We start from the raw sequence: 12977 nt of genomic DNA, 5'->3' as shown, positions 1-12977 counted from the left end.
GACCTGAGTTTTCCCGCCAGAGACCTCCGGCAGATGTCAGGCGTCGCGGCGGCGGATCAGACCACCACTGCTGCGCCATGTTCCGCATTGCCGACCGAGCGGCGGAACATCTCGAAAAGCTCGCGTCCGGTGCCATAACCGTTGGCGCTCAGATCGGCCACGACCGGGGCACGGGTCGCGAAATCGGGGGCGAGGCAGGTCAGCTCCCCCTTCGCTGCATCAAGGCGCAACAGATCACCATCCTGCAACCGCGCGAGCGGGCCGCCACAGGCAGCTTCGGGTGAGACATGGATTGCAGCCGGCACCTTGCCACTGGCACCCGACATGCGGCCATCGGTCACCAGCGCCACTTTCAGCCCGCGATCCTGCAACACGGTCAGCACCGGCGTCAGCGAATGCAGCTCGGGCATTCCATTGGCCTGCGGCCCCTGGAAGCGCAGCACCACGATCATATCGCTGGTGAACTCTCCGCGTTTGAAGGCCGCTTTGACGCTTTCCTGGTCATGGAACACCCGGGCAGGGGCTTCGATCACATGGCGCTCGGGCGCCACGGCGGAGATCTTGATCACCGCGCGACCGAGATTGCCCTCCAGCTGCCGCAACCCGCCGGTCTGGGCAAAGGGCTCGGCAGCCGGACGCAGGATCCTGTCATTCAGTGTTTTTGCCGGGCCTTCGCGATAGCGGAAGGTGCCCTCATGCAATTCGGGCTCGCGCGTGTAATGTGTCAGCCCGTCGCCCGCGACCGTCTTCACATCCTCATGCAAAAGCCCCGCGCCCAGCAGATCGCGGATCAGGAACTGCAAGCCTCCCGCCGCGTGGAAATGGTTCACATCCGCCAGCCCGTTCGGATAGACCCGTGCCATCAGCGGCACGGCCCCCGACAGATCGTCAAAGTCCTCAAGGTCGAGCAGCACGCCCGAGGCCCTGGCCATAGCGGGCAGATGCAGCACGAGATTGGTCGAGCCACCTGTGGCCATCAGTCCGACAATCCCGTTCACATAGGCGCGCTCATCAAGGATCTCGCCCGCCGGGCGGAAATCATTGCCCAAAGCGGTGATCGCCACCGCGCGCGCCACAGCCGCCTCGGTCAGCGCCTCGCGCAAAGGCGTGCCCGGGTTGACGAAAGTGGCGCCGGGGAGGTGGAGTCCCATCACCTCCATCAGCATCTGATTGGTATTGGCGGTGCCGTAAAAGGTGCAGGTGCCCGGCCCGTGATAGGAGGCCATCTCGGCCGCCATCAGTTCCTCGCGCGTGGCCTTGCCCTCGGCGAAGGCGGCACGGACCCTGGCTTTCTCGTCATTGCCGATGCCGCTGGTCATCGGGCCTGCGGGGATGAAAATCGACGGGATATGGCCAAAAGTGGCGGCGGCCATGATCAGCCCCGGCACGATCTTGTCGCAAACCCCGAGCCACAGCGCCGAGTCGTAACAGTCATGGCTGAGTGAGACGCCGGCCGCCAGCGCGATCACATCACGCGAAAACAGCGACATCTCCATCCCCGGCTGACCTTGGGTCACGCCGTCACACATCGCGGGTACACCGCCTGCGACCTGGGCAGTGGCCCCGAGCCTGCGCGCGGTCTCGCGGATGATCTTCGGGTAATCCTCATAGGGCTGATGCGCTGAGAGCATGTCGTTGTAAGCCGTGATCACCCCGATATTCGGCGCCCGGCCAAGCGCGAGATCCGCCTTGTCGGGGCCCATCGCCGCATAGGCATGGGCCTGGTTGGAACAGCTCAGATGCGCGCGCACCGGGCCTTTGGCAACCGCCGCCGCCATCCGCGCCAGATAGGCGGAGCGCGAGTGCTCTGACCGCCTGCGGATCCGGTCGGTGACGCGGGCAATGATCGGGTTCAGGTCTGGCCTCGGTGTCATGATGGTCTCTCGGTCCTGGCTTTGGGGATCTCCGCTGCGGGTGTCAGAGGGCCGCATATTGGAGAAGCTGGGGCGGAAATCGGGTCGGCAGGGGGTATCCTGTCCGAAGATAGATCTGTTAGCGCTAACATTAAAGGGTGCCGCCCCATTTTGCAAGCACTTTGCCATAGGAACAGGCACAAAATGGCGGCTGCGTCAGAGGCAGGATCGCGCGATGCGGCGCGAGATCCGGCCGGTACAGTGTTCCAGCACCGCAGAGAAACCATGCCACTTTCACAAAGCGACGCGGTTGAGTAAGAGGAGGGCATGACAGAGACAGATATCCCCACCGCCGCGTATAAATATCCAACTGTGCGGCTGCGGCCCAAGGCCGAGGCCCGTGCGATCCGCCACGGCTACCCCTGGGTCTATGCCGATGAGCTGGTGATGGACCGCCGGACCTCCGCGCTGGCGCCGGGTGCGCTCGCGGTGCTGGAAGATGCCGAGCGCCGGCCGCTTGGCCTTGTGACCATAAATCCCGCATCGAAGATCGTGGCGCGGATGCTCGACCGCGATCCGGAGGCGGCGATTGATGAGGCCTGGTTCAAAGCACGTCTGACGCGGGCACTGGCTGCGCGGGCACGGCTTTACCCCGAGCCCTTCTACCGCCTGGTTCATGCCGAGGCCGACGGGCTTCCCGGCGTTGTGATCGACCGCTTCGGCGATGTGGCGGTGGTGCAGCCCAATGCCGCCTGGGCCGAAGCGCATCTCGCGACCCTCGTCTCGGCGCTGGCAGCAGTCACCGGCGTGACAACCGTGATCAAGAACGGCTCGGGCCGGGCACGGGGGCTTGAGGGCCTTTCCGAAGAGATCGTGACCGTGCTGGGCACAACGCCTGCCGCGCCGCTTGCTGTACCGATGAACGGTGCGACCTATATTGCCGACCTGACCGGGGGGCAAAAGACCGGGCTCTTCTTTGACCAGCGCGAGAACCATGCATTCACGGCCCGGCTGGCGCGCGGGGCGCGGGTGCTGGATATGTTCAGCCATGTCGGCGGTTTCGCTCTGGCGGCTTTGGCCGGGGGCGCCGAAAGCGCACTGGCAGTCGACGGATCTGCGCCGGCGCTGGCGCTGGCCGAGGGAGGCGCAAAAGCCTCGGGCGTAGCAGAGCGGTTTTCGACGCGGCAGGGCGATGCCTTCCAGGTGCTCGAGGCGCTTGGGGCGGAAGGGGCGCAGTTCGATCTGGTGATCTGCGATCCGCCGGCCTTTGCTCCGGCCAAACCGGCGCTTGAGGCCGGGCTCAGGGCCTATGAACGGGTGGCAAAGCTGGCGGCTGCGCTGGTTGCGCCCGGCGGCTATCTGGTCCTCTGTTCCTGTTCGCATGCCGCGGATCTTTCATCCTTCCGCAATGCTTCGGCCCGCGGGATCGGGCGGGGCGGGCGGCGCGGGCAGCTGATCTATACCGGTTTTGCCGGCCCCGACCATCCGGTGCTGCCGCAGCTTGCGGAAACGGGGTATCTCAAGGCGCTCGCCTTCCGCCTGGACGGCTGAGATGAAGGCCGTTCTCGACGCTTGTGTCCTCTTCCCGACGGTTTTGCGGGAGATCTTGCAGGGCGCGGGTGAGGCGGGTCTCTATGAGCCGGTCTGGTCCGACCGGATCCTCGGCGAATGGACGCATTCGTCGGCCAAACTCGGGCCCGGGGTGCAGGTGGTGGCCGAAGGCGAGGCTGCGCTGTTTCGCGCGGCTTTCCCGCGCGGACGGGTGGCGCCACAACCGGCCATCGAGGCGCGCCTGGTGTTGCCCGATCCCGGCGATCTGCATGTGCTGGCGACGGGCATCGCCGGCCATGCCGATGCGATTGTGACCTTCAACGCCTCGGATTTTCCTGGTCATGTTCTGGCGGAGGAAGGCATTTCCCGAAGGGATCCGGATGGCTTTCTGTGGGAGCTGCACTCGCGCGCGCCGGAAAAGATGGCGGCGATTGTCGAGCGGGTGCGTGCAAAAGCCGAAAACCTGTCCGGCCAGCCGGTCGGCGTGAAACCGCTTTTGAAACGCGTGCGGCTCTTTCGTCTCGCCAAAGCCCTGGCCGGCTGATCCGGCACGAAAACGGGCGCCCAAAGGCGCCCGCAAATTTCGGAAACGAAATTTGTGCCGGATTTTTTGAAAAAATCCGGCTTCTGGCTGAGGTCAGCCCTTCAGGATCGAACGCCCCGCGTATTCGGCGGTTTCGCCCAGCATTTCTTCGATACGGATCAGCTGGTTGTATTTTGCCATCCGGTCCGAGCGCGACAGCGAGCCGGTCTTGATCTGACCGCAATTCGTCGCGACGGCGAGATCAGCGATGGTGCTGTCTTCGGTCTCGCCCGAACGATGCGACATCACATTGGTATAGCGCGCGCGATGTGCCATATCGACGGCCTCAAGCGTCTCGGTCAGGGTGCCGATCTGGTTGACCTTCACCAGCATCGAATTGGCGATACCCTTGCTGATGCCCTCGGCCAGACGGCGCGGATTGGTCACGAAAAGATCGTCACCCACCAGCTGCACCTTGTTGCCGATCCTGTCGGTCAGAAGCTTCCAGCCCGCCCAGTCATCTTCGGCCATACCGTCTTCGATCGAGATGATCGGGTAATCCGCCGCGAGCTTCGCGAGGTATTCGGCATTCTCTTCCGAGGAAAGCGAGATGCCTTCACCCTTCATCTCATATTTGCCGCCCTTGAAATACTCGGTCGCGGCGCAATCGAGGGCGAGGTAGATATCCTCGCCGGGCTTGTAACCTGCCTTTTCAATCGCCTTCAGAATGAAGTCGAGCGCCACGCGCGACGAAGACAGGTTCGGCGCAAAGCCTCCCTCATCGCCGACATTGGTGCCATAGCCCGCTGCCGACAGCTCTTTTTTCAGCGTGTGGAAGACTTCCGACCCCATGCGGACCGCGTCACGGATATCATCCGCGCCGACCGGCATGATCATGAATTCCTGAATGTCGATCGGGTTGTCGGCATGTTCGCCGCCATTGATGATATTCATCATCGGGACCGGCAGCACGCGCGCCGAGGTGCCGCCGATATAGCGGTAGAGCGGCTGGGTGGTGTATTCCGCCGCAGCCTTTGCCACCGCGAGCGAGACGCCGAGGATCGCATTCGCGCCAAGGCGGGATTTGTTCGGCGTGCCGTCCATCTCGATCATGGTGCGGTCGATGCCGGTCTGTTCGGTGGCGTCATAGCCAACCAGCTCTTCGGCGATCTCGCCATTGACGGCAGCCACCGCCTCCAGCACGCCTTTGCCGAAATAGCGGGATTTGTCGCCATCGCGGCGCTCATTGGCCTCATGGGCGCCGGTCGAGGCCCCCGAGGGCACTGCAGCGCGGCCCATGGCGCCGCTTTCCAGCACCACATCGACCTCTACGGTCGGATTGCCGCGGCTGTCGAGAATTTCGCGGGCGTGAATGTCAATGATCGTGCTCATCGTAAGCTCCGGGTCAGACGTTTCTGTTTCAGTCGGGCGGGATGGGCCGATCCCGATCCCCGTTTAGCGGGAGCCGCCGCCCTGGGGAAGGGCGGCAATCCCCAGGCCTGCGTGTTTTTTGCAGGGCTTGTTGCGTTCTGGTTAATGCGCCCGTTTTCTGGCGCGGCCGAACATATAGAGGCCGGACAGGATCACGAGGCCCGATCCGATGACCACATTAAGGCTCAGACGTTCGCCAAGGAAAAGGACAGCCAGTATGAATGCGAATACCAGGCGCGTGTAACGGAACGGTGCCACGGCCGAGACTTCGCCGATCCGCATCGACTCGACCACCATATAGTAACCGATCAGCCCGGCTAAGACCGCGCAGGCCAGCACCACACCCTGTTCGGGGGCGGGCGCCTGAAAGCCCTCGCCGCGCACCAGCATCAGAAGCACGCCCGCAGGGACCGAGGCCAGAACCCCCCAGGAGGAAAGGCTCATTGTTCCCAGATGCGGCGGCAACCGGCGCGTCACGAGGTCGCGTACCGAAAGGGCTATGACGCAGCCGACCATGGCGAGGCCGGCAATGTCGATCCCGGCCTTCCAGGGTTCCAGAATGATCATCACACCGACAAAGCCGGTCAGGATCGAGATCCAGCGCCGCCAGCCGACGGTCTCGCCCAGAAACAGCGCGGCCCCCGCAGTGATCATCAGGGGCGAAGCCTGTAACAGCGCCGAGGCCATTGCCATAGGCACCAGCGCCAGTGCCAGCAGATAGGTGAAAGCTGCCACCCCCTCCGAGACATTGCGGATCAGCGCCATGCCGCGCAATGCGGCCATACTGAACACCGCCTCGCCACGACGCAGCGCCAGGAGCGCGAAAATACCGCCCCCCGCAAGGCCGTTGATCACCAGGACCTGGCCCGGCGGCATCGAGACTGCGGCATGTTTGAGAAAGGTATCCTCGATGGCAAAAGCGGCCATGGCGCTGACCATCAGTATAGCGGCCCTGCGGTTTTCTGTCACGCTTGCGGCAGCGCTTGCTGCCGCGCGTTCTGCGGCGCGTTCCGGCGCGGCTTTCGGGGCACTCATTCGCTAAACTCCTTCACACCGCCTGCCAGCCCCTGGGCCGGTTTTGCCATCGGGGGCGTGCTTGCGCCCGGCATCTGGCGATGATTTTCCTGCTCTTAGCCCGAGTTTTACGCAGGGGAAAGTGACACAGCCGTCTCACCTGCGACAGAATGAGGCAACGGCGACCCCTGTTTGCGATTTCGCGCGGCTGCGACATTTTTGCCCTGCGCGACATACGGCGTTTTGGGAATCGGTCGCATGGCTGTTTTCCACAGGCTAACGCAGTGCACCGCGTATCTGGCCAGGCTTCATCCGCAATGTGAAGCTTTTGGGCCAAACCGCCCGGATCGGAGGGAAAAGCCGGCACCGGCCAGAATACATTCCGGGATCGTCCACAGATTTGCCCACATCTGCACGCTGCAAAACCCGGGCCGAAACTGGCCCGTCCCCGACGCATGGCCCTGTGACGTCAAGATGACATTGCGGGCAGGGGCCGAAATAAATCCGTTGAAACTGCCGTTCTCCTACGACACGTTGCTCGCGAGGCAAGTCAGACCACCATATGTTGTATTCGTTACACCAAGACCTTTCCAGGCCGGCTTTTGGCGGCGGAACCGGGACCCGTGTGGTGGTTCATGCCCGGGATGTCACGACCAGCGCTACATCCGCAAAAACAAGGGCCGCAAATGGCCCACAGGGGACAGAGCAATGAAAATCGAGCGCAGATTTACCAATGCCACCGGCGGCGCCTGGGGCGCGGTGGATTTCACCACCACCACTTCCGAGATCCGCAACCCGGATGGCCGCATCGTCTTTCGCAATGACGCGGTCGAGGTGCCCGAGGGCTGGAGCCAGGTCGCATCGGATGTGATCGCCCAGAAATACTTCCGCCGCGCAGGCGTTCCGGCGCGGCTGAAGCGGGTCAAAGAAAAGGACATGCCCGAGTTTCTCTGGCGCTCGGTCGCGGATGAGGCGGCGCTGGCGCTTTTGCCCGAGGGTGAGCGCTATACCGGCGAGACTTCGGCAAAGCAGGTCTTTGACCGCCTTGCCGGCGCCTGGGCCTATTGGGGCTGGAAAGGCGGCTATTTCACCCGCGCGGAAGACGCGCAGCACTATCTTGACGAGATGCGCTATATGCTGGCGCGGCAGATGTCGGCGCCGAATTCACCGCAATGGTTCAATACCGGGCTGCATTGGGCCTATGGGATCGACGGGCCGGGGCAGGGCCATTTCTATGTCGATCATGTCAGTGGCAAACTGGTGCAATCCACCAGCGCCTATGAGCACCCGCAGCCGCATGCCTGTTTCATCCAGTCGGTCTCGGATGATCTGGTGAAAGAGGGCGGCATCATGGATCTCTGGGTCCGTGAGGCGCGTCTGTTCAAATATGGATCTGGCACGGGTACCAATTTCTCGTCGCTCAGGGGCGAGAATGAAAAGCTGTCGGGGGGCGGCAAATCCTCGGGGCTGATGGGGTTCCTGAAGATCGGTGACCGGGCGGCAGGGGCGATCAAATCCGGTGGCACCACGCGGCGCGCGGCCAAGATGGTGATCTGCGACATGGATCACCCCGATATTGAGCAATTCATCAACTGGAAGGTGATCGAGGAGCAGAAGGTCGCCTCGCTGGTCGCCGGATCCAAAGCGCATGAGCGCGAGCTGAACGGGATTTTCGCGGCGATCCGCGCCTGGGACGGGTCCGAAGCCGATGCCTTTGACCCCGCCAGGAATGCGCGTCTGAAAGCCGCGATCCGTTCAGCAAAAAAGGCTCTGATCCCGGACACATATACCAATCGTGTGCTGCAATATGCAGCCCAGGGGTTCGACAGGATCGAATTCCCGACCTATGACACCGACTGGGACTCCGAGGCCTATTCCACGGTCTCGGGCCAGAATTCGAACAATTCGGTGCGGGTGACGGATGCTTTCCTTGCGGCGGTGCGCGACGATCTGCCATGGGAGCTGATCCGCCGCACCGATGGCGGGGTGGCGAAAACCGTTTCGGCCCGTGATCTCTGGGATCAGGTCGGCCATGCCGCCTGGGCCTGCGCAGATCCCGGGATCCAGTTTCATGACACGGTCAATGCCTGGCATACCTGCCCGGAAGACGGGCCGATCCGGGGCTCGAACCCGTGTTCAGAATATATGTTCCTCGATGATACGGCCTGCAATCTGGCGTCTTTGAACCTGCTGACCTTCTGGAAGGGCGAGCGGTTCCAGGCCGAGGCCTTTGTCCATGCCTGCCGGCTCTGGACGCTGACGCTGGAAATCTCGGTGATGATGGCGCAATTCCCGTCAAAGGAAATCGCGCAAAGGTCGTATGAATTCCGCACCCTGGGACTGGGCTATGCCAATATTGGCGGGCTTCTGATGACCATGGGGCTTGGTTACGATTCCGCTGAAGGCCGTGCGCTTTGTGGCGCGCTGACCGCGATCATGACCGGCATTTCCTATGCGACCTCCGCCGAGATGGCGGCAGAGCTGGGCGCTTTCCCCGGCTATGCGAAGAACCGCGATGCGATGCTGCGGGTGATCCGCAACCACCGCGCGGCTTCCAATGGCAGCGGCGACTATGCCGGCCTGAACGTGGCGCCGGTCGCGCTTGATCATGCGAATTGCCCCGATGAGGCGCTGGTAGCACTTGCCCGGCGCGCCTGGGATGAGGCGCTGTCGCTGGGCGAGGTGCATGGCTTCCGCAATGCCCAGGTCTCGGTCATCGCGCCCACCGGCACGATCGGTCTGGTGATGGATTGCGACACCACCGGCATCGAGCCAGATTTCGCGCTGGTGAAGTTCAAGAAACTCGCCGGCGGTGGCTATTTCAAGATCATCAACCAGTCGGTGCCGGCGGCGCTTGAAGCCCTGGGCTATCCCGCGCATCAGGCGGCCGAGATTGTGGCTTACGCGGTCGGGCATGGCAGTCTCGCCCAGGCACCCGCAATCAACCATACCGCGCTGATCGGTCATGGCTTTGGGGCCGCCGAAATCGCGAAGATCGAGGCGGCTTTGCCCACGGCCTTCGATATCCGCTTTGTCTTCAACCAATGGACGCTTGGCGAAGAGTTCTGCAAGGGCACGCTTGGCATTCCGGAAACCGAGCTGATGGATCCCGGTTTCGATCTGCTGAAACATCTGGGCTTTACCCGCGCCCAGATCGAGGCGGCAAATGATCATGTCTGCGGCACCATGACGCTGGAAGGCGCGCCGCATCTGAACCCGTCGCATCTTGCAGTCTTCGACTGCGCCAGCCCCTGCGGCCGCAAGGGCAATCGTCTGCTCAGCGTCGAAAGCCATATCCTCATGATGGCCGCCGCGCAGAGTTTCATCTCGGGCGCGATTTCCAAGACGATCAACATGCCGTCCTCGGCCAGGATCGACGAGGTGCTGGCGGCTTACGCGCTCTCCCACAGCCTCGGCGTCAAGGCCAATGCAATCTATCGCGACGGATCGAAACTGTCGCAACCGCTGGCGGCGGCGCTGATCGAAGGCGATGACGAGGCCGAAGAGGTGATGGAGACCGGCACGCCGCAGGAAAAGGCCCGGGTGATTGCCGAGAAGATTATCGAAAAGGTGGTCGTCAAAGAGATCGTCCGTTCACACCGCGAAAAGCTGCCCGAGCGGCGCAAGGGCTATACGCAAAAAGCGCTGATCGGCGGCCATAAAGTATATCTCAGGACCGGCGAATATGCCGATGGCGCGCTTGGCGAGATTTTCATCGACATGCATAAGGAAGGTGCGGGCTTCCGTGCCATGATGAACAACTTCGCAATCGCAGTGAGCGTCGGGTTGCAATATGGTGTTCCGCTTGAGGAATTCGTAGATGCCTTCACCTTCACCCGGTTTGAGCCGGCGGGGATGGTGCAGGGGAACGATTCAATCCGCAACGCGACCTCGATCCTCGACTACATCTTCCGCGAACTGGCGATTTCCTATCTCGACCGCACCGATCTGGCGCATGTCGCGCCCAAGGGCACCGCGTTTGACGATCTCGGCCGTGGCGATGACGAGGGCAAGCCCGATCAGCGTGCCGCAGCCGCGCCGGTGACGCGTTCGGTAGAGCTTCTGAAATCGATCAGCTCGACCGGCTATCTGAGAAATCGCCTGCCGCAGGATTTGCTTCCGGGTCATGACAAGGCAGCAGGCGGGATCGATCCGGTGACGGCCCTCAATATGCTGATCCCGGGCACCCGAACGCCCGGCAGCAGCCTTGCTGCGCTGAATGCCGGATCCGACGCGCGGAGCCGCGCGAAACTGCAGGGCTATACCGGAGATTCCTGCACTGAATGCGGCAATTACACGCTGGTCCGCAACGGAACCTGCCTGAAATGCACCACCTGCGGTGGCACAACCGGCTGCAGCTGAGGGCGCGCGGGGTGTTGTCATTGGAGCATAAGAGTGCCGGTTTTACCCATAAGCTTGCAGCACCCCTGTCAATACCTGCGTTCCTGCACATGACCCGACACTGAATCGAGCGGCGCGGATCCACATGGATCTGCGCCTTTCCCGTTTCACATCAGGGTGTTGTGTCGCTATGCTGCTTCATAAGTTGAGCAAGCGTATCCGATGGCCCTTCCCGTTACCGTTCCACTGCTGCCAGAGGAGACAATGCTCTCCTTCGCCTCGCGTCTTGCGGCGGCGAATGGCGTGGGTCGGCTCTCCAGCCTTTGTGGGCACCTCGGGCTGGATCTGAGAGGCCTGGTTCATGGTGATGAAGGTCAGATAGAACGCCTGGCTGGCTATGGTGGTGTCGAAGCGCGCGACCTGATGAACCGCACCTTCCGGCCTTCGGATGATGGGCTTGTCTGGTTCAGGTCAGAACGGCTGGCTCTTTCGGCGATCCATCGGCGGCGGGTGCGCGCCTGCCCGGAATGCCTGTCTCAGGATCGCGCCGCGGGCGCCGGACTTGCGTCTCGGCCGCTGTGGGCCCTCGTCCAAGCCAGGCGGTGTTGCTACCACGGCCTGTATCTGGCCGATGCGTCGCCATTTGTGCCCAATGATTTTTCAGCAAGCTGGAACGGGCATGATGTGCCCCGCACAGTCGGCAACGGCGAGCCGCTTTTCGAGATCTGGGCGCAAGACCGCCTCGAGACGCGGATCGGCGACACATGGATTGACAAGCTTGATATTGATGTCGTGGGGGAATGCGCCGAGATGATCGGAGTCTCCCTGCTGTTCGGCAAGAGCCGAGGTGTGAAATCCTGCAGCTCCGTAGAGCTTGCCGACGCGGTTTCAGCCGGGTTCAGGGTTCTTACGGACGGCCCTGATGCTGTTCTGAAATTCTTCGAGGCCTTGCGCTATGGGGAGGGTGCCGATCAGGATCGACCACAGGGTCGGTATGGTCGAATCCACGAATGGCTGAAGCGGGGCGGCGGAAGCAGTTCTCGGTTCGAACCGGTCCGGGCGATCCTGCGTAACCACATCATGAGCACCTGGCCGCTTGATCGCAATGAACTGGCGCTGGATGAAAAGGTGATCGAACGACGCTTCCACAGCCTTCAGTCTGCCGCAAAGGAACTTGATCTCCACCCGAAGCGATTGGGTAAGCGGCTTGAGGCGGAAGGTCATCTGGACCTTTCCAAGTCTGGCCCTGATCGGCTGATTCCGGTCTGGGTGATAGCTGCCCTGCGCGCCGGTGCGATCGAAGATGCAGGTCTTAATGAGGCCACCGAGATTCTGGGTGTGAGTAAATTCACGATCGACACACTGGTCGATGCCGGCGTGCTGCGCCGGGCAACGAGTGGCGAAGGTCTTCGGTCGCGCTTGGATCGCGCTAGTGTTCTGGCCTTCTCATCCTGGATCGGAGCACTCCCAGAGGGCGATGGCCATACCGGGCGCGACATCAGGTCAATCTGTCGACTGTTCCGCATGACTGCCACTGACGTGCTGCGATTGGCTTTGGACGGCAAGCTGCCGGGAACAAGCCGGCTGATGGGTCGGGTCGACTATCATGCAATCAGGATCCTGCCTGACGATGTAGAGGCTGCTTCCGATGGGCAGCTTCGGCCTATGCTGGATCTATATGATGCGGCGCAAATCTTGAGTATCGAGGTGCAATTTCTTGAGAAGATCACGGACGCTGGCCTGCTTACCACGGTTCAGCGATCGCCGCGGGTGGGGGTCGGTGCAATATCAATGATCCCGGAAGAGGAAGTGAGTGATTTCAGGAAGAGATATGTGATAGTTGGGACGAAAGAGCTCGTAGCTGTCGACGGAGGGCTCGACGTGCCCATCCCGATCATTTCGGACGGCCATACCGCCGTCTTTTCGGTCGCCGACTGGCAGGCAGGGGGCATTGATCGCACGCGCCCCGGATAGACTTGTCGAACTGGGATGGCGCTATGGACCACAGCCGATACTCGCCGCGATCCTGTTGTAAAGAGCATCAGGAAACTCACCAAAACCGGGGGGTTGGTGCCGAAAGGGACAAATCGGATTCACAATCTGCCGATTTTCGGAAGGTCTGTCGGCCTGCACGCAATGGAACGCCCGTCGTGCTGACCGGCTCTGTCGGTTAGCATGGCGGGTCGAGGACTAGTCGCGCACCGGGGCAGAGCGGTCGGTCTGCCTATGATCAGACACAGGGTCAGCGTGAGGTTGGACCACCG

7 protein-coding genes are annotated in these 12977 nt (G+C 62.2%); 4 read left to right on the top strand and 3 right to left on the bottom strand.

The features are described 5' to 3' along the window. Window positions 1-56: 56 nt before the first annotated feature. On the bottom strand, window positions 57-1874 hold the full coding sequence (edd, locus tag AC4FS3_RS06495) for a phosphogluconate dehydratase (RefSeq protein ID WP_491019838.1): 1818 nt from the start codon (window positions 1872-1874) through the stop codon (window positions 57-59). A gap of 306 nt (window positions 1875-2180) precedes the next feature. Between edd and AC4FS3_RS06490 the strand changes: the two genes are divergently transcribed. Both AC4FS3_RS06490 and AC4FS3_RS06485 read left to right on the top strand, forming a co-directional pair. Continuing rightward, window positions 2181-3404, top strand: a complete 1224-nt coding sequence (locus AC4FS3_RS06490) for an RSP_2647 family RNA methyltransferase (RefSeq protein WP_491019837.1) — start codon at window positions 2181-2183, stop codon at window positions 3402-3404. 1 nt (window position 3405) lies between these two features. Continuing rightward, entirely contained in the window at window positions 3406-3948 is a 543-nt protein-coding gene (locus AC4FS3_RS06485; protein WP_283178002.1) for an RSP_2648 family PIN domain-containing protein, read from the top strand. A 93-nt stretch (window positions 3949-4041) separates the two neighbouring features. Here the strand turns inward: AC4FS3_RS06485 and eno are convergent, their stop codons facing one another. Both eno and AC4FS3_RS06475 read right to left on the bottom strand, forming a co-directional pair. Further along, the gene (eno, locus tag AC4FS3_RS06480) at window positions 4042-5319 is read right to left on the bottom strand and encodes a phosphopyruvate hydratase (protein ID WP_283178001.1); all 1278 of its coding nucleotides are present in this window, start codon (window positions 5317-5319) and stop codon (window positions 4042-4044) included. Window positions 5320-5460: 141 nt separating this feature from the next. Further along, the gene (locus AC4FS3_RS06475) at window positions 5461-6393 is read right to left on the bottom strand and encodes a DMT family transporter (protein WP_491019836.1); all 933 of its coding nucleotides are present in this window, start codon (window positions 6391-6393) and stop codon (window positions 5461-5463) included. Window positions 6394-7080: 687 nt separating this feature from the next. Here AC4FS3_RS06475 and AC4FS3_RS06470 point away from each other — a divergent pair. Together AC4FS3_RS06470 and AC4FS3_RS06465 are read left to right on the top strand one after the other, a co-directional pair. After that, complete coding sequence (locus AC4FS3_RS06470) at window positions 7081-10734, top strand: vitamin B12-dependent ribonucleotide reductase (protein ID WP_491019835.1); 3654 nt, start codon at window positions 7081-7083, stop codon at window positions 10732-10734. Window positions 10735-10935: 201 nt separating this feature from the next. Then, the gene (locus AC4FS3_RS06465; protein ID WP_491019834.1) at window positions 10936-12687 is read left to right on the top strand and encodes a TniQ family protein; all 1752 of its coding nucleotides are present in this window, start codon (window positions 10936-10938) and stop codon (window positions 12685-12687) included. Window positions 12688-12977 lie beyond the last annotated feature (290 nt).

It is taken from the genome of Pseudogemmobacter sp. TB195 (assembly GCF_058313095.1).
Note: the sequence above shows the minus strand (reverse complement) of the source record. Positions and strands in the feature narration are given on the sequence as shown.